Source organism: Leifsonia sp. RCC_180, from assembly GCF_058138205.1.
This window is the reverse complement of sequence record NZ_CP200340.1, coordinates 502,661-522,921: the sequence shown is the minus strand read 5'-3', so window position 1 is coordinate 522,921 and position 20,261 is coordinate 502,661. Positions and strand designations below refer to the sequence as shown.

General features: G+C 70.1%; 14 protein-coding genes. 3 read left to right on the top strand and 11 right to left on the bottom strand.

Going from position 1 to position 20,261, the window contains the following annotated elements; all coding sequences use genetic code 11:
- Window positions 1–46 precede the first annotated feature (46 nt).
- From gatB to AB7E03_RS02530, 10 genes are all read right to left on the bottom strand, one after another.
- Window positions 47–1,567, bottom strand: coding sequence for an Asp-tRNA(Asn)/Glu-tRNA(Gln) amidotransferase subunit GatB (gene gatB, locus AB7E03_RS02575; RefSeq protein WP_489939037.1), 1,521 nt, complete (start codon window positions 1,565–1,567; stop codon window positions 47–49).
- Complete coding sequence (gatA, locus tag AB7E03_RS02570; protein WP_489939035.1) at window positions 1,567–3,114, bottom strand: Asp-tRNA(Asn)/Glu-tRNA(Gln) amidotransferase subunit GatA; 1,548 nt, start codon at window positions 3,112–3,114, stop codon at window positions 1,567–1,569. Before gatA ends, gatB begins: the two co-directional genes overlap by 1 nt.
- Window positions 3,115–3,118: 4 nt before the next feature.
- On the bottom strand, window positions 3,119–3,430 hold the full coding sequence (gene gatC / locus AB7E03_RS02565) for an Asp-tRNA(Asn)/Glu-tRNA(Gln) amidotransferase subunit GatC (RefSeq protein WP_441782473.1): 312 nt from the start codon (window positions 3,428–3,430) through the stop codon (window positions 3,119–3,121).
- 68 nt (window positions 3,431–3,498) lie between these two features.
- Window positions 3,499–5,259 carry an alkaline phosphatase family protein gene (locus tag AB7E03_RS02560; protein WP_489939033.1) on the bottom strand — a complete coding sequence of 587 codons (1,761 nt, stop codon included), beginning with the start codon at window positions 5,257–5,259 and terminating at the stop codon, window positions 3,499–3,501.
- 66 nt (window positions 5,260–5,325) lie between these two features.
- Window positions 5,326–6,663 (bottom strand): alpha/beta hydrolase, encoded by a 1,338-nt coding sequence (locus AB7E03_RS02555; RefSeq protein WP_489939031.1) that lies wholly within the window; start codon window positions 6,661–6,663, stop codon window positions 5,326–5,328.
- A gap of 248 nt (window positions 6,664–6,911) precedes the next feature.
- Window positions 6,912–9,167: an NAD-dependent DNA ligase LigA gene (gene ligA / locus AB7E03_RS02550; protein WP_489939029.1), complete on the bottom strand. Its 2,256-nt coding sequence runs from the start codon at window positions 9,165–9,167 to the stop codon at window positions 6,912–6,914.
- Window positions 9,168–9,210: 43 nt separating this feature from the next.
- Window positions 9,211–10,941: a YVTN family beta-propeller repeat protein gene (locus tag AB7E03_RS02545; protein WP_489939027.1), complete on the bottom strand. Its 1,731-nt coding sequence runs from the start codon at window positions 10,939–10,941 to the stop codon at window positions 9,211–9,213.
- Window positions 10,942–11,107: 166 nt separating this feature from the next.
- Window positions 11,108–11,749 (bottom strand): hypothetical protein, encoded by a 642-nt coding sequence (locus AB7E03_RS02540; RefSeq protein WP_489939025.1) that lies wholly within the window; start codon window positions 11,747–11,749, stop codon window positions 11,108–11,110.
- Between the two features lie 72 nt (window positions 11,750–11,821).
- Window positions 11,822–12,922 (bottom strand): tRNA 2-thiouridine(34) synthase MnmA, encoded by a 1,101-nt coding sequence (gene mnmA / locus AB7E03_RS02535; RefSeq protein ID WP_489939023.1) that lies wholly within the window; start codon window positions 12,920–12,922, stop codon window positions 11,822–11,824.
- Window positions 12,923–12,968: 46 nt separating this feature from the next.
- Window positions 12,969–14,147 carry a cysteine desulfurase family protein gene (locus tag AB7E03_RS02530; protein WP_489939021.1) on the bottom strand — a complete coding sequence of 393 codons (1,179 nt, stop codon included), beginning with the start codon at window positions 14,145–14,147 and terminating at the stop codon, window positions 12,969–12,971.
- 47 nt (window positions 14,148–14,194) lie between these two features.
- Between AB7E03_RS02530 and glgX the strand changes: the two genes are divergently transcribed.
- The 3 genes from glgX (at window position 14,195) to AB7E03_RS02515 (ending at window position 17,372) form a co-directional block, all read left to right on the top strand.
- Complete coding sequence (gene glgX / locus AB7E03_RS02525) at window positions 14,195–16,330, top strand: glycogen debranching protein GlgX (protein WP_489939019.1); 2,136 nt, start codon at window positions 14,195–14,197, stop codon at window positions 16,328–16,330.
- Window positions 16,330–16,818 carry a Cys-tRNA(Pro) deacylase gene (gene ybaK, locus AB7E03_RS02520; protein ID WP_489939017.1) on the top strand — a complete coding sequence of 163 codons (489 nt, stop codon included), beginning with the start codon at window positions 16,330–16,332 and terminating at the stop codon, window positions 16,816–16,818. The genes glgX and ybaK overlap by 1 nt, the downstream gene beginning before the upstream one ends.
- Window positions 16,819–16,886: 68 nt before the next feature.
- A complete protein-coding gene (locus tag AB7E03_RS02515; protein ID WP_489939015.1) occupies window positions 16,887–17,372 on the top strand; it encodes a GNAT family N-acetyltransferase in 486 nt (161 codons plus the stop codon).
- Between the two features lie 116 nt (window positions 17,373–17,488).
- Here AB7E03_RS02515 and glgP read toward each other — a convergent pair whose 3' ends face one another.
- Window positions 17,489–20,062 carry an alpha-glucan family phosphorylase gene (gene glgP, locus AB7E03_RS02510; RefSeq protein WP_489939013.1) on the bottom strand — a complete coding sequence of 858 codons (2,574 nt, stop codon included), beginning with the start codon at window positions 20,060–20,062 and terminating at the stop codon, window positions 17,489–17,491.
- Between the last annotated feature and the right edge of the window lie 199 nt (window positions 20,063–20,261).

The following is a 20,261-nucleotide window of genomic DNA, read 5'->3' as shown; positions in this document are numbered from 1 at the left end:
CCCGCGTAGCGTGTCGAGGCGAAAGACTCAGGAGCTCCCAGCTGCGCTACTCCGCGGACGTCGCGCGCTCCAGGACCAGCTCACGGACGCGTGCGGCGTCGGCCTGGCCGCGCATCGCCTTCATGACGGCTCCGATGACCGCGCCTGCGGCCTGTACCTTGCCATCGCGGATCTTCGCCAGCACATCCGGCTGGGCCGCGAGGGCCTCGTCGATCGCGGCGATCAGCGCGCCGTCGTCGGAGACGACCGCGAGGCCACGCGCGTCGACGACCTCCTGCGGACGTCCCTCACCCGCGATGACGCCCTCGAGCACCTGGCGGGCGAGGCGGTCGGTCAGCGTGCCGGCGTCGATGAGCCCGGCGAGCTCCGCCACGTTCTGCGGGCTGACCAGGGTGCCGGCCGGCACGTTCTGCGCGTTCGCGAGGCGGGCGATCTCGCCCGTCCACCACTTGCGCGCGGCCGCGGGGCTCGCGCCTGCGGCGATCGTGGCCTCGACCTCGTCCAGCAGGTCGGCGTTGGCGACGTCCTGGAACTCGAGAGGAGTGAAGCCCCACTCGGCCGTCAGACGCTTGCGACGGACGGACGGCTCCTCGGGAAGCGTCGCACGTAGCTCCTCGACCCACTCACGGCTCGGCGCGACCGGCACGAGGTCCGGCTCCGGAAAGTAGCGGTAGTCGTCCGCGTCCGACTTCGGTCGTCCCGCGCTCGTCGTGCCGGAGTCCTCGTGCCAGTGACGCGTCTCCTGGATGATCGTTCCGCCCGCCTCCAGGATCGCCGCCTGGCGCTGGATCTCGTAGCGCACCGCGCGCTCGATCGAACGCAGCGAGTTGACGTTCTTAGTCTCGGTGCGGGTGCCGAGCTCGGTGCTGCCGCGACGGCGGAGGGAGATGTTGGCGTCGCAGCGCACGTTGCCCTCCTCCATCCGGGCGTTGGAGACGCCGAGTCCCTTGACGATGTCGCGGATCGCACGGACATATGCCCGTCCGACCTCCGGAGCGTCCGCCTCGGTTCCCTCGATGATCTTCGTGACGATCTCGACCAGCGGGACGCCGCCGCGGTTGAAGTCCACCAGCGAGTAGTCGGCGCCCTGGATGCGGCCGGTCGCGCCGCCGACGTGCGTCAGCTTGCCGGCGTCCTCCTCCATGTGGGCGCGCTCGATCGCGATCGTGATCTCGCGACCGCTCTCCAGCTCGATGGTGATGGTGCCGTCGTGGGCGATCGGCTCGTCGTACTGCGAGGTCTGGAAGTCCTTCGCGAGGTCCGGGTAGAAGTAGTTCTTCCGGGCGAAGCGGCTCGACTCGGCGATCTCGCAGCCGAGGGCGAGGCCCAGCCGGATGCTCGACTCGATCGCCTTCTCGTTGACCTGCGGCATGCCGCCGGGGAGGCCGAGACACGTCGGGCAGGTGTTCGTGTTGGCGCCGGAGCCGAACTCGTTGGCGCAGCCGCAGAACATCTTGGTCTTAGTGTTCAGCTCGACGTGCACCTCGAACCCGAGCACCGGCTCGAACAGTTCCAGGGCTCGGTCGTAGTCCATCAGCTGGACTTTCTGGGCGGTGGCGTTCGCCATCAGACGGCTCCCTCTTCGCTCGCGAACATCTCGGTGGCGCTCAGGTCAGGCGCCTGGCTGAGCAGCGGCGCCCCCCACTGCTCCTCGAGCAGCTGCTCGAGCGCCGCGCCGTAGGTGTAGAGGCGGGCGTCCGCGCGGGCGGGCGCCATCAGCTGCATCCCGACGGGGAGGCCGTCCTCCGGCGCCAGCCCGATGGGCAGGCCCATGCCGGGCACGCCGGCGAGGTTGGCCGGGATGGTGGTGATGTCGTTGAGGTACATCGCCATCGGGTCGTCGATCTTCTCGCCCAGCTTGAAAGCGGTCGTCGGCGCGCTCGGGCTCACCAGCACATCCACCTTCTCGAACGCCGACTGGAAGTCGCGCTGGATGAGCGTGCGCACCTTCTGCGCGCTGCCGTAGTAGGCGTCGTAGTAGCCAGCGCTCAGGGCGTAGGTGCCGAGGATGATGCGTCGCTTGACCTCGGGGCCGAAGCCCGCGTCACGAGTCGCGGCCATGACGCGCTCGACCGTGACCGGAGCGTCGGCCGGGTCTACCCGCAGACCGAACCGCACCGAGTCGAAGCGGGCCAGGTTGCTGGAGGCCTCCGCCGGGAGGATCAGGTAGTACGCCGAGACGGCGTACTCGAAGCTCGGCGCGCTCACCTCCACGATCTCGGCGCCCGCGGACTCCAGCAGGGCCAGCGACTCGCCGAAGCGCTGCTTCACGCCCGCCTGGAAGCCGTCACCCGCGATCTCGCGGATGACGCCGACGCGCACGCCCTTCAGCGCGCCGTCGCGGCGACCCGCCCGGGCGGCATCGGCCATCGACGGCCAGGTGTCGGTCAGCGAGGTGGAGTCGAACGTGTCGTGGCCGCCGATGACGTCGTGCAGGAGGCCCGCATCCAGGACCGAACGCGACACCGGGCCGACCTGGTCGAGCGAGCTCGCCAGGGCGATCGCTCCGTACCGGCTGACGCCGCCGTAGGTCGGCTTCACGCCGACCGATCCGGTCACGGCTGCCGGCTGACGGATCGACCCGCCGGTGTCGGAGCCGAGCGCGAGCGGCGCCTCGAACGCCGACACGGCCGCGGCGGAGCCACCACCCGAACCGCCCGGGATGCGCTCGAGATCCCACGGGTTGCGGGTCGGGCCGTAGGCGGAGTGCTCGGTGGAGGAGCCCATCGCGAACTCGTCCATGTTGGTCTTGCCGAGGGGCACGAGGTCGGCCTCTCGGAGCTTCCGGACGACGGTCGCGTCGTAGGGCGGAATCCAGCCCTCGAGGATCTTCGATCCGGAGGTGGAGGGCATGTCCTGGGTGGCGAGCACATCCTTGATCGCGATCGGGACGCCCGCGAGGGCGCCGAGCCGCTCGCCCGCGGCGCGCCGGCTGTCGATCTCGCCTGCGGTGCGGAGTGCGTTGTCGCTCGCGACGTGGAGGAACGCGTGCACGTCGGCGTCGACGGCCTCGATGCGGTCGAGGTGGGCGCGGACGGCCTCGACGGAAGAGACCTCGCCCGCGGCGAGCTTCCCGGCGAGGTCGGAGGCGGAGAGCCTGGTCAGGTCGGTCATGCGCTTACTCCTCGTCCAGGATGGTGGCCACCTTGAAGCGGTCGCCCTCGCGCGCCGGAGCGCCGGACAGCGCCTGCTCGACCGTCAGCGACGGACGGACCTCGTCCGCCCGGAACACGTTGGTGAGCGGCAGCGGGTGGCTCGTCGCCGGCACATCGGGCCCGGCGACCTCCTGGACCTTGGCGACGGACTCGACGATCTGGCCGAGCTCCTTCGTGAGGCTCTCGAGTTCTTCCGGGCTGAGGTCGATCCGGGCGAGGTTCGCCAGGTGTGCGACCTGCTCCGCGCTGATGTCGCCTGCGCTTGATTCAGACAAGGGTGCGTCTCCGTGGGATTCGGTGGTGGGGTGGCCGCGCTCGGAACGCGAGCGGCGCCACTTCGATTCTAGAGCGACCCGAACAGCCCGCGCCCCAGACCGGTGACCGCTTGGTAGGCCTCCTTGTAGGTGCGCGGCACCTTCGCGCCCGGAGCGCCGTACCGGGCCATCAGCAGTCCGACGAGTCCGACGCCGGGCGGGCTGAGCGGGCGGTCCTCGTCCTCGGGGGCGGGCGCGTCGGCCTCGGGATTGGCCGGAAGGTATTGCGGGTGGGTGTCCGGCCAGGTGCCCGGCTGGCGCGGGCTCGTCCGGTTGATCGCGTTGTCGATCGTTCGCGCACCGCGATCGCGCTCGGTCAGGTGCTTCATCCGGAACTTCTTGCACAGTGTCGCGATCACTGCGGCGTGGTGCATCTCGTCGTGGATGATCGTGTTGCGCTCGGTGTAGGCGGAGATCGCGATGGCGGGCACGCGGACGCCGAGGCGGTCGAAACCGAACCCGTTCTCCCCCGGTCCGCCGTCATCGGGCGGCGTCGCCGGGCCCGGCGGGACGTGATCGTAGGTCCCGCCGTGCTCGTCGAAGGTCACCAGCAGCATGGTGTTCAGCGCGTTCGAGCCACGGGCGCTGCGGGAGGAGCGGATCGCGGCGTAGATCTGATGCAGCAGGAGGTCGCCGGCGCGCACGTCGGAGATCGCGCCCCCCACGACGACGTCGCCCGCGATCTCCTCCTCTGTCATCGGGCCGCCCGGCGGGTGCATGTCGTTGTGGTCGTAGAGCAGGCGCGGCTCGACGAAGGCGTAGTCGGGCAGGGTGCCCTCGGCCACGTCCGCGTAGAACTGCGACATGGTGCGGAACCGCGTCTTCCAGAACGGCTGCAGAGCCGGCGCGTGGATGAAGCCGGTCAGCGAGATCAGTTGCCGATCGTCGAAGTACACGCGCCAGCTGCGGCCCGCCTCCTCGAGCCGGTTGAAGATGGTCGGTGCGTCGTTTTTCGGATCGAACCACTTGCGCAATCCCTCCGCGCCGCCGTTATCGACGTAGCCGTGCGAGGTGGACGCGTGGAAGAAGGAGCGGTTGCAGAAGGTCTGCGACGGGACGGCGCTGTGCCAGTCGTCGTACACCGCGAACTGGCGCGCGAGCGTGGAGAACACGGGGAGCATGTCGGGCGTGAAGCCGCCCATGACCCGGCGGTATTCATCCACCACAGGTTCACGGCCGGTGTCCTTGCGCAGCACGCCGATGTAGTCGCGCACGAACCCGCGCATCGTCGGCTTGGCGCCCGGCGCGGGTGCGTTGTACGGCGGAAGCAGCTCCCGGAGCCGGGCGTCCGCGTTCGCGGGAGGATCGACCACCTCGTACAGCTGCGTGTTGACGTGCGGGTAGACCTCGCCGGGATCGGGCGAAGGCTGGCGCATGACGAAGTCGGTCGTGCCCTCGTAGACGTGAGCCGGGATGTCCGGGCCGCCGGCCGGATCGGGGTTGCTGTACTCGCCGAACGCGAGCCCCTCGAACCGGGCGCCGCGCGGGAGGTTGTGCTCGTCGTACAGGTGTCCGAGGAGGTTGTCGAAGGAGCGGTTCTCGTACATCAGCACGACCAGGTGGTCGAAGCCCGGACCGCCGCTCCTCGGGGGCAGGGGCGGGTATTCCTCGCCCGACTCGTCCGCCGTCACCGAGGTCTGCCCGGCGGATGCGCCCAGAGCAGCGCCCGCAGCGCCTCCGGCCGCTCCGCCCGCGACCGCACCGGCGGCGACGAGACCCGCACCTTTCAGGAACGCCCGGCGGCTCGCCCCAGCCTGTCGCTCGGGGGGAAGCTCGTCGCCTGCTCGCATCCCCTCATTATGGGCGTCACCGCCGACCAAACCGGGCTCGGTCGCCCGGTTGTGGAGAACTGGCCCTCAGCGGCCCATGACGAGCTCACCGCGGTCGATGCCGATCATCGCGAGGTTGCGCATGCACTCGGTTCCCGCCGTGAAGTACTCGTTGTGCCCGGACGAACCGGCGAGAGTGGCGTGGGTGATCGGGTCGACGGCGCCGCCGACGCCCATCGGCTTCGCGCCGTACCCGGGCGAGCCGGGGTCGCTGCCGAAAAAGGCGCTGTTCACGATCGGGTCGAGCGCGGCCTCCCCCACGAACACGTTGCCGCCCGTGACCGACAACCCGGCGACCGACTGAGCTTCGCTTCCCGGCGACCCCATCAGGGCCAGCGCATCCACCGTCACCGTGTGGCGCTGGAGGGCCATCAGGGCGGCAGTGGAGCCGTACGAGTGGGCGAATACGCTCAGGTACGGCTGGTTCGCGGTGCGGAGGCTGCGGATGCCCTCCAAAGTGCGCTCCAGGCCGTCGGCGCCCTGCGTCGCCAGTGCCGTGCCGCCGATGTTGGTCAGCACGGGCGTCTGGTAGCCGATCCAGGCGACCACGGCGACGCCGGGAGCGCCGGTCCCCCCGCGCGTGCCGAGGATGCGGCGTAGATACCCGGTCTGCAGGTCGTACTGTTCCTGCGCGACCTTCGCCCACGACTCGATCTGCTCGCCGACCGACATGTACATGCCCGGCACGAGGACGCTGACGTAGGTCGCGGTGCGGAGGTCGCCGACGACGATCGAGGCTTTCGCGTCGGCGGCGGGATCCAGGGCGACCAGCGTGCGCTTCACCCCGTCGTGCTTCGACAGGGCCTTCAGGACGTTCCCGAGCGTCACCAGCTGGCGCTGCAGGGCGACGCGCTCGGCGCGGCCGTGCTGCGACTTCAGCGTCTTCGTGACCGTTGCGATCGTGCGCTTGAGGTCGAGGGAGTTTGCCCGGCCGCGCACCTCGTACGGCACGCCCTCGAGGTTGCCGACGACGTGCGGCGCGGCCTTGATAAGTGTCGCCTGCTTGTCCGGATCGATCAGGTTCCATAGGCGGCTGACATCGCGGGCGGTCGGCGGGTTCACCAACATGGCGTCGAGCTTGGCGCGGTTGGCATCGAGGAACGACGGGAGGGCCGAGGTATTGAGGGCAGCGACTGCACCGAGGAGGGCGGCCGAGGCCGAGCGACCGGCGGCGCCGGCGGGCACGTCCGAGACGGGGCCGGCGACGGAGGCGCCACGACCTGCCGACACGGAGATGGATGCGGGCGAGACGGATGCGGGCGAGACGGATGCGGAAGCCTGGGCGTACCCCGGCTCGGCGGAGGCCGCCGTGTACCCCGTCTGCACCGAGGAGGCGGATACCGTCGCGGCCGCCGGGGACGGCACGTCGGCAGGCAGCACGAAAGCCCCGGTGAGTCCGGAGACTACCGAGGTTACGGTTACGACAGCTGCAAAGCCGACCAGCACTCCGTCCGGGTCCCTCCGAGAGTGAGCGAGCTAAGCCCTTGCAAAAGTGCGCCCGGGGGAGCGCACTCCTCGACTCTACCCATGAATGGGTGGCCGACGGCAAGTCGTTCTACCCCCGATTCAGGGGGAGAATTCGCATCCTGTCCGCGGTAAGGAGGACCAAAACGTTACAAATCGAGCGCTGCGGGCCCCTGTTCGACCAGGACCTTGAACTGGGCGGCATCGAGGATGCGCAGGCCCAGCTCTTCCGCCTTCGCGAGTTTCGAGCCCGCACCGGGACCCGCCGCGACGAAGTCGGTCTTCTTGGACACGCTGGACGCCGCCTTACCGCCCGCGGCGATGATCGCCTCTTGTGCGCCTTCCCTCGTGTACCCCTCCAGCGATCCGGTCGCGACCACCGTGATCCCGGCGAGCACTCCCCCGGCCTCGTCCGCTTTGCCCGGACCCGGGTGCCCCGGAGTGGCGAACTGGACGCCATCCGCCGCCCAGCGCTCAACGATCTCGCGGTGCCAGTCGATGTCGAACCAGGCGAGCACCGCGTCCGCGATGATGCCGCCGACGCCATCCACCGCGGCCAACTCGTCGCGGGAGGCGGAGCGGATGGCGTCCAGCGAACCGAAGTGGTTGGCGAGGGCGCGTGCGGCAACCGGGCCGACGTGCCGGATGTTCAGGGCGACGAGGATGCGCCACAACGGCTTCTCGCGCGCTACCCCCAAGTTGGTCAGCAGCTCGATCGCGTTCTTCGACGGGACGTACAGTTCGTCGCCGTCGAAGTCCGCGGCGGGGTCGAACGGGCCGTCCTTCTTCTGGCGCCGACGGCGGAACGGAGTGTCTACCTTTTCTTCGCCCGCGTCGGTCAGCTTGGGGAGTCCGGTCTCGGAATCCCGCACCACGACCTCGATCGGGAACAGGTCGGCCAACCGCAACCCGAAGAGTCCGGCCTCGGTCGGCAGCGGCGGCGCCTCCGGGAACCGCGGCTGGGTGAGCGCCGCAGCGGCCACCTCGCCGAGCGCCTCGATGTCGAGGGCTCCGCGGGAGCCGATGTGCTCGACGCGCCCGCGCACCTGCGCCGGGCAGAACTCGGCGTTCGGGCAGCGGAGGTCGATGTCGCCCTCCTTGGCGGGGGCCAGCCGGGTGCCGCACTCCGGGCAGTTCTCGGGCATGACGAACTCGCGCTCGGTGCCGTCGCGCAACTCCACCACCGGACCGAGCACCTCGGGGATCACGTCGCCGGCCTTCCGCAGCACCACGGTGTCGCCGATGAGCACGCCCTTCGCCTTCACGACCTCCTGGTTGTGCAGGGTCGCCTGCCGTACCTCGGAACCGGCGACGCGCACCTTCTCCATGACGGCGAAGGGCGTCGCGCGCCCGGTGCGGCCGACGCTGACGACGATGTCGAGCAGCTTCGTGTTCACCTGCTCGGGCGGGTACTTGTAGGCGATTGCCCAGCGGGGGGCACGGCTCGTCGCTCCCAGTTCGTCGTGCAGGGCGAGCTCATCCACCTTGATGACGATGCCGTCGATCTCGTGCTCGACCGCGCCGCGGTGGGCGCCGTAGTACTCGATGAACTCGTCGACCTTCTTGACGTCGTCGACGACCCGGTAGTGAGTAGAGGTGGGGAGTCCCCACTCCTTCAGGAGGTCGTAGACCTTCGACTGCGCATCCACGGGCGGGTTGTGCCAGGCGCCGATGCCGTGGACGAGCATGTGGAGGCGGCGGAGCCGGTTGCGCATCAGCTCCAGCTGCGCGCGGTTCTTGCCCTCGGCCTTCTGGCGCAGCGACCCGCTGGCGGCGTTGCGGGCGTTCGCGAAGACACGCTCTCCCGCATCCTGCTGGTGCGCGTTGAGCTCCTCGAACTCGGTGACCGGGAAGAACACTTCACCGCGCACCTCGACGAGCGCCGGCGGGTGATCAGTGGATAGCCGGGTCGGGATGGCGGGGATCCAGCGGATGTTCTCCGTCACGTCCTCCCCGACGACGCCGTCGCCGCGAGTCGCCGCGGAGACCAGCACGCCCTTCTCGTAGCGCAGGTTGATCGCGAGGCCGTCGATCTTGAGCTCGCACAGGTAGTCGACCCGGCGCCCGGCGTCACGCTCGACACGGGTCGCCCACGCCTCGAACTCCTCGATCGAGAACACGTTGTCGAGGCTGAGCATCCGCTCGGCGTGCTCCACCGGCGCGAAGAGGGTCGTCTGCGCCCGCCCGCCGACGGTCTGGGTCGGGCTGTCCTGCGACTGCAGTTCCGGATAGAGCCGCTCGAGCTCCTCCAGCCGCCGCATCATGCGGTCGTACTCCTCGTCGCTGACGAGCACGGTGTCGCGCTCGTAGTACGCGTCGCGCAACTCCAGGATGCGCGTTGTCAGCTGCTGCGCCTCGCCCCGCGCATCAGCGAGCTGGTCGTCGGTCGTCGTCTCGATCGCCACGCACCCAGCTTATTCGCGACCCCCGACGTCCGAGTTGCGCCGGCTAGGACTGGCGGGCCGGTCGGCGGGCGAGAATCGTCGCGGCGCCGGCGACGAGGAGGGCAAGACCCAGGAGCAACGGGAACGTGGAGTCGCTTCCGGTGTCTGCCAGCCCTCCGTTCAAGGCAACCGGTGAGGTGGCGGCCGGCGTCGGCGATGCCGGGCCGGCGGGGATGCTGGCCGCTGGAACGGTGATGCTCGCGATGTTGGAGGGCACGCTTGCGCCCGCAGCGGTGAGAGCGGAAACGCGGTACGCGTACGAGTGACCGGCGGCTATGGTGGCGTCGGCGGAGGTCACAGCGGTGGTTGCGGTGTCGCCGACCAGGGCGGCGAAGGGCGACCCGTCCGTGCTGCGCTCGATCCGGTACCCGGTGATCGGTGCTCCCCCATCGAAAGCGGGTGCGGTCCACGCCAGCGCGGCCGTGGCGTTGACATAGCTTGCAGTCAGCCCGATCGGTGCGTCCGCCGGCACCGCAGCGACGACGAGCGTGTAGGCCTGGTCCGCCGTCGCGGGGATGCCGCTGACGCTGCTGCTGGCGGTGACCGTGAAGGTGTAGGTGCCGACGGCGCTGGGGGTGCCGGTCAGTGTCGTACCGGTGAGCGTCACGCCGGGCGGAAGGCTCCCGGCGGTGACCGAGAGCGTCGGCGTGGGAGTGCCGGTCACGGCGATGGAGGTCGAATAGGGCGCGTCGATGGTGCCGGCCGGCACGGTCGCGGTGGTGATGGCGGGGAACGTGTCGATGGCGATGACCGACACGGTGTTCGAAGCCGTGTTCGCCACATAGGCGAACGCACCGTCGGGAGAGATGCGGATGGTGCGGGGCGTGCTCCCCACCGCCAGAGTGGAGACGATCGCGTTGGTGGCCGTGTCGAACACGGAGACGGTATTCGCGACGGCGTTGGTCACGTAGAGGCGGGTGCCGTCCGGCGTGAGTGCCAACCCGTAGGCGCCGTTGCCGACACCGGCCGAGAGCGTCGCCGTGATCGTGTTCGTCGCCGTGTCGATCACGCGGACGGTGTCGGCGTTGTTACTGGCGGCGTACAGCGTGTGCCCGTCAGCGGAGATCGCGAAGCCGGTGACCGCATTCGCAAACACACCGACCGGGATGGTGGCGATCACGGCGTTCGTGGCCGTGTCCACCACCGAGATGTCATGGCTGGCGGGAGTCGAGTGCGCGAGGTAGAGCCGCGAGCCGTCCGGCGACTCGATGATCGACCGGGGACCGATCGCGGCGGAGATCGTTGCCACCACCGTGTTGGTCGCCGTGTCGATCACGGAGGTCGTCGAGGTGACCGCGCCGTTCACATTCGTGACATAGACCCGCGACCCGTCTGGAGACACCGCGACACCGAACGGCGAAGAACCGACGGGCACCGAGGTCAGAACAGTACGAGTCGCCGTGTCGACCACGGCGAGCGAGTTGGAGCCGGGCGTGACCACGTAGAGCCGCGACCCGTCCGGAGAGACAGCCAACCCGAAGGGGCCCGTCACCGGCACGCTGCCGACGACGGTGTCGGTTGCCGTGTCGATAATCGAGACGACACCGGCAGCAGAGTCGGACACATAGAGACGGCTGCCGTCGGGCGAAAGCACGGTCGCGGACGACGAGGCAACTGCCGTGCCGACCGGCACGGCGGCGACCACTGTGTCCGCTGTCGCCATCGCCGGCGCGGCGAACGCCAGAGCAACGCCCACCACCACCGCGACCGACCCGAGGCGCAGGCGCCTGTGCATAGCGGTAGCCCCGACACTTCGTGAGCGCATCGCTCGTCCTCCCTGGGGAGGGACCGACAGCCCCTCCCGTCTCAATCACTCGACGGAAAGCGGACCGTCGAGTCCGTGAGACCAACCGGACGGCGCTACTCGAATACTGGCAGTCGCACCGAGGAATTGCGAGCGCTCACGCGGCGCGTATCCTCACCGGCACCGACCTGCGGCTGAGCACCGCCGCCACGAAGAAGCACGCGGCGCCGAGAAGCGTGCCGACGTTGGCCCAGAACAGGCTGACGAGGTCACCGGAGGCCGGAAGCGTGTACGCCCCGATCGCCGAGATGCCGAACAGGACCGAGCCGACCAGGTTCAGCCACGCACCGTGCCAGGTGCGCGCTCGCGGGTCCCAGAGCCGCTCCCGGTCGACGGTCGCGCGCACGGCGAGCCCACTCGCCACCAGGAAACAGACCGAACCGAGGGCGTCCGGGCGCCAGCCGTCCCCGACCGGCGCGTCGGTATCGGCCGCGGAGATCAACGCCACCGTGGTGCTGACGTTGAAGAGGAGGGTACCGGCGAACTGCACGGCGGCCGCCCACCAGTCGTAGAGCTCGGCACGATCGGCCCCGCGACGAGGCGGGTGCCGACCGCTGAGCGCGAGTTGGATGAAGGCGGCTGCCGTGAAGAACAGCGCACCGACGAAGAACGTCAGGTTCGTGACGACATCCCCGACCGCGCGCTGGTAGAAGGGCACAGCGCCCACGACGAAGAACAGCGAGCCGATCGCGAACCCCCAGGCCTCGCGCCGGAGGCGGATCGCTCGCTCTGCGGTCATGCCCGGAGCATAGAGCTTCGAGCGGGTCGCCGCACAGGCGGAGTCAGACCGGGATGTCAGGCCGGGATGCGCTCAGGCCGGAACGGCGGAGACGGTCCGGTCGATCGTGGTCTGGCCGAGCACGCGGGTGCCGACGTAAAGGACGGCGGTCTGTCCGGGCGCGACCCCGTTGAGCGGCACGTCCGGACGCACCACCAGCTCACCGCCGGTCACCGACGCCACCGCGGGCACAGGGTCGGCGTGCGCGCGGATCTGGACCTCGCATGCGAACGGCGTGGCGGGATCCTCCGGCGGCAGCCCCGCCCAGGTGAACCGCGAGCCCGCGATCTCGGCGATGTCGAGCGCCTCCCGAGGACCGACGACGACCGTGTTCTCCTTCGGCCGCACCTCCAGGACGAACCGCGGGCGGCCGTCCGGCGAGGGATAGCCGACGTTGAGCCCCTTGCGCTGGCCGACGGTGTACGCGTGAGCGCCCTCGTGCGAGCCGAGACGGTTGCCCTCACGGTCGACGATGTCGCCCGTCGCGGTTCCGACCCGCTCGGCCAGCCAGCCGCGGGTGTCCCCGTCCGGGATGAAGCAGATGTCGTGAGAGTCCGGCTTGTTCGCGACGCTCAGCCCGCGAGCGGCGGCCTCCGCGCGCACCTCCGCCTTCGACGGCGTCGCGCCGAGCGGGAACATCGCGTGCGCCAGCTGCTCGGTCGTCAGCACGCCGAGGACGTACGACTGGTCCTTCGCCCACGCGCTTGCGCGGTGCAGTTCACGGTTGCCCTCGGCATCGGTGACGATGGCCGCATAGTGACCGGTGCAGACGGCATCGAACCCGAGATCGAGCGCCTTCTCCAGCAGCGCGGCGAACTTGATCCGCTCGTTGCAGCGCATGCACGGGTTGGGGGTGCGCCCGGCGCTGTACTCGGCGATGAAGTCGTCCACCACATCCAGCTTGAAACGCTCCGAGAAGTCCCACACGTAGTAGGGGATGCCGATGATGTTCGCCGCGCGCTGCGCATCCATCGAGTCCTCGATCGTGCAGCAGCCGCGGCTGCCCGTGCGGAGCGTCCCGGGCATACGCGACAGCGCCAGATGCACACCCACGACGTCGTGCCCCGCTTCGACGGCACGCGCCGCCGCTACGGCGGAATCGACACCGCCACTCATCGCCGCAAGAACTTTCACCCGGCGATTCTACCCGCGCTCGCCCGCGCAACCGCCCTGAGCCCGCTCAGCCGAGCCGGGGGGCCCGCTCCGCGAGGCCCGCCCGCGCCGCCTGCGCGTACGCGTCGGGCAGAGCCGCGAGCAGCGTATCCACGTCGGCCTCGGTCGAGGTGCGGCCCAGCGTGAACCGCAGAGCGCTCCGCGCCTCCTGCTCGCCGCGTCCCATCGCCAGCAGCACGTGCGACGGCTCGGGGATGCCCGCCTGGCACGCCGATCCCGTGGAGACCGACACGCCCGCCATGTCGAGCAGGAACAGCAGGGAGTCGCCCTGCGCGCCCGGGAAGGTGAAGTGCGCGTTCGAGGCCACACGCTCCCCCGACGTCGGCTCCGGCCCGCTCAGCACCGCCGCGGGGACGGCCTGGCGCACGCCCCGGATCAGCCGGTCTCGCAGTGCGGAGAGCCGCGCGGACTCCGCCTCGCGCTCCGCCTCCGCCAGTCGCGCGGCGGTCGCGAACGAGACGGCGGCCGCCACATCCTGAGTCCCGCTCCGCACCTGCCGCTGCTGACCCCCGCCGTGGATGAGCGGCACCACGGTGGAGGCACGGCTCAGCACGAGGGCGCCGATGCCGACCGGTCCGCCGATCTTGTGCGCGGAGACGCTGAGCGCATCCACCCCGAGCCCGGCGAAATCGATCGGCAGATGCCCGTACGCCGCGACCGCATCCACGTGCACGGGGATTCCGGCGCCGCGCGCCGCCTCGGCGAGCGCCCGCACGGGCTGGATCGTTCCGACCTCGTTGTTGACCGCGAGGAAGGTGAGCAGCGCCACGTCATCGCCCGAGAGCGAGTCGGGCACGTCGATGCGTCCCTCGGCGTCGAGAGGGAGCCACGACGCCTGAGCCCCTTCCGCCCGCTCCAGCCACTCGACCGTGTCCATCGTGGCGTGGTGCTCCCCGCCCGGGACCATGATGCGCGGCCGGTGCACTCCGGCGTTCCGTGCCCAGAACATCCCCTTGATGGCCAGATTGATGGCCTCGGTCCCACCCGAGGTGAAGACGACCTCGATGGGGTCGGCGCCGAGCGTCGCGGCCACCGTCTCGCGGGCCTCCTCCAGCATCCGCCGGGCCTGCTGCCCCTGGCTGTGGATGCTGGAGGGGTTGCCGACGACGCCCATGGCCTCGGTGTAGGCGGCGATCGCCTCCGGGCGAATCGGCGTGGTGGCGGCGTGGTCGAGGTAGACCGGCACGGTGCCCTCCGAGCTGTGTCCAGGCGTGTGTCACTACTCTAGAACGCATGACCTCGACCGATCCCCTGCGCCACCTGGGTGTGCGCGTCGGGCCGCAGGCGGGCGAGCTGAGGGTCTTCTCCGCGAATGCGGACGACATGGAGCTGTGCCTGTTCGACGAGCACGACCCGAACTGGCTGGTGAAGACCGTGCCCATGACCCGGGATGCGAACGGTGTCTGGGTGGGCCGGTCGCGGTCCCTCGGCGTCGGCACCCGGTACTCGGTGCGTGCCTCCGGCCAGACGGCTCCCGGCAACATGTTCGACCCGGAGGCGCTGCTGCTCGACCCCTACGCACGAGGACTCGTGCGTGTGGCGAGCGACGGCTGGCGCTCGGTCGTCGTCTCCGACGACTTCGACTGGGGCCATGCGGCCAAACCGAACACCCCGCTCGATCACACCGTGATCTACGAGGCGCATGTCCGGGGCGTCAGCCACCAGAACCCGGGCGTGCCGGAGGAGTTGCGCGGCAGCTACGCGGGGCTCGCCCACGAGTCGACGATCGGGTACCTGAAAGACCTGGGCGTCACCGCCGTCGAGCTGCTCCCGGTGCAGGCGTTCGTCTCCGAGCAGCGCCTGCTGCAGGAGGGGCTCACCAACTACTGGGGCTACAACACCCTCAACTTCTTCAGCCCGCACACGCCGTACGCCTCGCGTGCCGCGCAGGCGGCCGGTCCGCAGGCTGTGCTGGCGGAGTTCAAGGGCATGGTGAAGCTGCTCCACTTGGCCGGGATCGAGGTCATCCTCGACGTCGTCTACAACCACACCGCCGAGGAGGGCATCGGCGGTCCGCGCAGCAGCTTCCGCGGGATCGACAACGCCACCTACTACCGCCACGACGAGACCGGCGCGTACATCGATGTGACGGGATGCGGCAACACCGTCGACTTCGGCAACCCCGTCCCGCAGCGCCTCGTGCTCGACTCGCTGCGGTACTGGGCCAACGAGATGCAGATCGACGGGTTCCGGTTCGACCTCGCAGCGACCCTGGGGCGTGGGGCGGACGCGTCCTTCCACCGCGACCACCCACTCCTGGTTGCCGCGCAGGCCGATCCGGCGTTGCAGGGCGTCAAGCTGATCGCCGAGCCGTGGGATGTGGGCCTCGGCGGCTGGCAGACCGGCAACTTCCCCGGCCCGGTGGATGGCCACGACGGCTGGTCGGAGTGGAACGACCGTTACCGCGACCGGGTCCGCAACTTCTGGCTGGCCGACATCGCCGACGCCCGCCGCAACGGCCAGGCGCCGGTCGGTATCGGCGGCTTCGCCACGCGACTCGCCGGATCCTCCAACACGTTCTCGCCCGAGCGCGGGCCGCTCGCCTCCGTGAACTTCGTCACCGCCCATGACGGCTTCACCATGGCCGACCTCACCGCCTACGACGTCAAGCACAACCTCGGCAACGGCGAGAACAACCGCGACGGCACAGACAACAACCGGTCATTCAACCACGGTGTGGAGGGACCGACGGTGGACGAGGCCGTGCTGATGACGCGCGCCAAGGCCATCCGGAACCTGATGGGCACGCTGCTGCTCTCGGCCGGCGTCCCGATGATCACCGCGGGCGACGAGTACGGCCGCAGCCAGCGCGGCAACAACAACGCCTACTGCCACGACAGCGAGCTCACCTGGCTCAACTGGCTGCGCAACCGCGAGCAGCGGGAGCTGTACGACACGACCAAGCGCCTCCTCCAGCTGCGACGAGAGAACCCGGCCCTCCGCCCCAGCCGCTACGCCGTCGACGGGCAGACCACGCCGAACGCCAGCCACATGGACTGGTACGACGCCAACGGCCAGCGGATGGACGACGAGGACTGGAACTCGCCAGAGAACCGGACGCTGCAGTACCTGGCTGCGTCGACTCCCGACAAGGAGGAGTTCAACCGCATCCTGCTCGTCGTGCACGGCGTCGAGGACGACGTGGAGGTGTTCCTCCCGGTCGCGCCCGGCGTCACCTCGTACCAGCTGTTGTGGGACTCGGCGACCGAGGTCCCCATCCCGGAGGACGCGACGGAGTTGGCCCCGGGGACCCAGCGACTCATCGGCGGCACCTCGATGCAGCTGTACCGGGCGAACGGGCCCCGCGTGGAGCACGCGACGCCGGCAGAAGCGGCGGAACAGACAGCGGCGCCGGAGGCGCACGGCTGATGGCGAGCCGGAAAGCCGCTGCGGGCACGCCCGCGACGGTCGCTCTGACGACCGCCGGCATCCCGTTCGCAATGCATCCGTACGAGCACGACCCGGCGGCGCCGTCGTACGGCCTGGAGGCGGCGGAGGCCCTCGGTGTCGAGCCGGACCGTGTGTTCAAGACGCTGCTGGCCGACACCGACCTCGGGCTGGTCGTCGGTGTCGTCCCGGTGACGGGGATGCTGGACCTCAAGGCGCTCGCCGCGGCCGTCGGCGCCAAGCGCGCGACGATGGCCGACCCCGCCGTCGCGGAGCGTCGCACGGGCTTTGTGGTCGGCGGGATCAGTCCCATCGGCCAGAAGACCCGGCACGTCACCGTGGTCGACGAGACGGCGCAACTCTTCGACACGGTCTTCGTCTCGGGAGGAAAGCGCGGCTTCGACATCGAGCTCTCCCCCGCCGACCTCCTCACCGCCACCGCCGCGACCTTCGCCCCCATCGCCAAATGACTGTGCCGCGGGGGTGGAAAGCACCGGATCATGGCCGCGACGACGGCGCGTCGCGACCCATGAATGAGGTGAGCCCGATCACGGTGAGGCGCGCGACAGCCGCTGACGCGCACGGCATCGCGGCGGTTCACGTCGCAGCTTGGCGCGAGACCTACGCCGGGCGGATGCCCGCAGCCTTCATGGCGTCTCTCGACGTGGAGCGGCGCGCCGTCGGCTGGAGGCACATCGTCGAAGATGGCGAGACGGCCGTGTTCGTGGCGGAGCGCGGCGGCGAGATCGTCGGCTGGGCAACAGCCGGATCCGGGCGCGACGACGACGCACCACGAGACCGCGAGCTGGAGGGCCTCTACGTCCTCGCACGCGTCTACGGTTCGGGTGCCGGGCAGCGACTGTTGGACTGCGCGATCGGCTCGGCTCCCGCGTACCTGTGGGTCATGGACGGCAACGGTCGCGCCGAGGCGTTCTACCGTCGCAACGGCTTCACCCGCGACGGCGCGACCATGACGCATCCCGCCGGCGACGCCACCATCCTCGCCGTCCGCATGGTTCGCTAACCCCCATCCCCAGCCAACAGTTCCTCAGTTTCTCCGGGCGACACGCCGGTGGCGGGCCGAAAAACTCAGGAGCTGTTGGCTTCCGGGGCGGAGGGTGGGGGCGGAAGGGGTCGGGGTCAGGAGGCGGTCGTGACCAGGCCCAGCTCGGCGGGGGTGAGCAGGAGGTCGTTGATCGGGACGACGCGGACCGTGTAGCCGAACGATCCCGCCCAGGCCAGACGGACGGTGCCGACGAACTCGTGCGCGACCGAGGCGTCGTGGCCGCCAGGGACGCCCGAGTCGACGGTGAGCGCCTGACGGTGCACGTCGGTGAGCTCGTCGCCCTCGGGGCTGCGACCGTAGACGACCTGCACCTCCACATCCTGCGGCGACAGCCCGTTCAGCTGGACGAGCGCCCGCACGTGCAGCTCGTCGCCGACCTGCGGGACGTCGTCCACCCCACCGGCGTCGACGTGGGTCACCGCGACGCCGGGCCACGCGGCCTTCACGCGCTGTTTCCACGTGGCGAGGCCACGCGCGGCGGCGTAGTCGTCCGCGCTCAGCCGGTTCTCGGAGGCGGCCGCCGGCAGGTACAGGCGCTCGACGTACTCCCGGACCATCCGCTCGGCGGACAGCGGGGAGGACAGCGTGGCGAGCGTGTGCCGGATGCGCGCGACCCAGGCGCCGGGCACGTTGTCGCCGTCGCGGTCGTAGAAGCGCGGGGCGATCTGGTGCTCGATGAGGTCGTACATCGCCTCGGCCTCGAGGGCGTCGCGTTCGGCGCCGTCACCGGCGGCGTCGGCGGACGGGATCGCCCAGCCGTTCTCGCCGTCGTAGAACTCGTTCCACCATCCGTCGAGGATGGAGAGGTTGAGCCCGCCGTTCAGGGCCGCCTTCATGCCGGAGGTACCGCACGCCTCGAGCGGCCGCAGCGGGTTGTTCAGCCACACGTCGGTGCCCGGGTACAGCAGCTGCGCCATCCCGATGTCGTAGTCGGGCAGGAACACCATCCGTCGCCGGATGTCGGCCTCCGACGCGAACTGCACGAGCTTCTGGATGAGCCGCTTGCCCTCGTCGTCGGCGGGATGCGACTTGCCCGCGATGACGAACTGCACCGGGCGCTCCGCGTGCAGCAGGATGCGGCGCAGGCGGTCGGGGTCGTGCAGCATCAGCGTCAGGCGCTTGTAGGTGGGCACGCGGCGGGCGAAGCCGATGGTGAGGACGCCGGGGTCGAGCAGGTCGTCCATCCACGGCGGCGCGATCCCGCCCGGGTTCTGCTCCTCCCACGCGGTCGCGAGGCGCCGACGGGCGTCGTGGACGAGCTGCTCGCGCATCCGGTTGCGCACGTCCCACAGGTCGGCGTCGCCGACCGCTGCGGAGTTCCCCCAGTCGGCGTGCGTGGTGTCGTCGGTGCCGAACCGCTCGAGGGCCAGGGCGCGCAGCATGGGGTCGGTCCAGGTCGGTGCGTGGACGCCGTTGGTGACGGAGTCGATCGGCACCTCCTGCGGGTCGAATCCCGGGTAGAGGCCGTTGAACATGTGCCGGGATACGTCGCCGTGCAGCTGCGACACGCCGTTCGCGTGCTGACCGAGCCGGAGGCCCATGACCGCCATGTTGAAGACGTCCGCCGAGCCGCCCGGGTAGTCCTCCGCACCGAGCGGAAGCACCTGGTCGGCGGTGACTCCGGGGAGGAGCGAGGTAGAGAAGTACCGCTGGACCAGCGGCCGGTCGAACCGGTCGATACCGGCGGGCACAGGGGTGTGCGTGGTGAACACGGTTCCTGCACGCACCACCTGCAGCGCCTCGTCGAAGCTGAGACCCTCGCCGATCAGGTCGGAGATGCGCTCGAGGCCGAGGAAGCCGGCGTGCCCCTCGTTGGTGTGGAACACCTCCGCCTCGTGCGCCCCGGTCAGCTCGGTCCAGGCCTTGACCGCACGGACGCCCCCGATGCCGAGCAGCAGCTCCTGCAGCAGTCGGTGCTCGCCGCCGCCGCCGTACAGGCGGTCGGTGACCGAGCGCAGGCGCTCCTCGTTGTCCGGGATGTCGGTGTCGAGCAGGAGCAGCGTGACACGGCCGACAGCGGCCTGCCAGACCCGCGCGTGCAGCACGCCGTCCGGGAGCGCCAGCGAGATCTGCAGCGGCGACCCGTCGGGGTCGCGGAGCACGCTCAGCGGCAGCCCGTCCGGGTCGAGGACGGGGTAGCTCTCCAGCTGCCAGCCGTCGGGCGTGATCGCCTGCGAGAAGTAGCCGGAGCGGTAGAAGAGGCCGGCTGCGACGAGCGGGACGCCCAGGTCGCTGGCCGCTTTGAGGTGATCCCCGGCGAGGATGCCGAGACCGCCGGAGTACTGCGGCAGGGTCGCCGCGATGCCGAACTCGGGCGAGAAGTACGCGATGGTACGCGGTGCCTCCCCGTCGAGGGACTGGTACCAGCGCGGCTCGCTGAGGTACGCACGCAGGTCGTCGCGGATGTGGTTCGCCCAGTCGACGTAGCCCTGGTCCGCGGCGAGTTCTGCGAGCCGCGCGGGCTCGACGGCGCCCAGCAGGGCGATCGGATCGTGTTTCACCTGCTGCCACAATTCTGGCGAGATACGGGCGAAGAGCTCCTTGGTGGGCTCATGCCAGGACCAGCGGAGGTTGCCGGCGATCTCCTCCAATGCGGCGAGGTTGTCGGGGAGGACTGCTCGGACGGTGAATCTACGGATGGCCTTCACTCGGTCCACACTAAACGAGCCCCGTGACGAGCAGGTTAATGAGTGTACGGTCGGGACGTGGTGAAGAACGCAGCGACCAGGTCAGCAGCCGCCGCGACAGAGGCGGCCACGGTGAAACCTCCCGCCCGGAGCGGCTCCGCGGCAGAGACGAAGAGCAGTACGGCGCCCGTAGCGGCGCCCACGGAGACGGGATCAGCAC

What these genes read in the sequence shown, in the direction of transcription:
- gatB (WP_489939037.1), bottom strand. Translation starts at nt 1,567, where the DNA reads ATGGCGAACGCCACCGCCCAGAAAGTCCAGCTGATGGACTACGACCGA.
- gatA (WP_489939035.1), bottom strand. Translation starts at nt 3,114, where the DNA reads ATGACCGACCTGACCAGGCTCTCCGCCTCCGACCTCGCCGGGAAGCTC.
- AB7E03_RS02560 (WP_489939033.1), bottom strand. Translation starts at nt 5,259, where the DNA reads ATGCGAGCAGGCGACGAGCTTCCCCCCGAGCGACAGGCTGGGGCGAGC.
- AB7E03_RS02545 (WP_489939027.1), bottom strand. Translation starts at nt 10,941, where the DNA reads ATGCACAGGCGCCTGCGCCTCGGGTCGGTCGCGGTGGTGGTGGGCGTT.
- ybaK (WP_489939017.1), top strand. Translation starts at nt 16,330, where the DNA reads ATGGCGAGCCGGAAAGCCGCTGCGGGCACGCCCGCGACGGTCGCTCTG.
- glgX (WP_489939019.1), top strand. Translation starts at nt 14,195, where the DNA reads ATGACCTCGACCGATCCCCTGCGCCACCTGGGTGTGCGCGTCGGGCCG.
- AB7E03_RS02540 (WP_489939025.1), bottom strand. Translation starts at nt 11,749, where the DNA reads ATGACCGCAGAGCGAGCGATCCGCCTCCGGCGCGAGGCCTGGGGGTTC.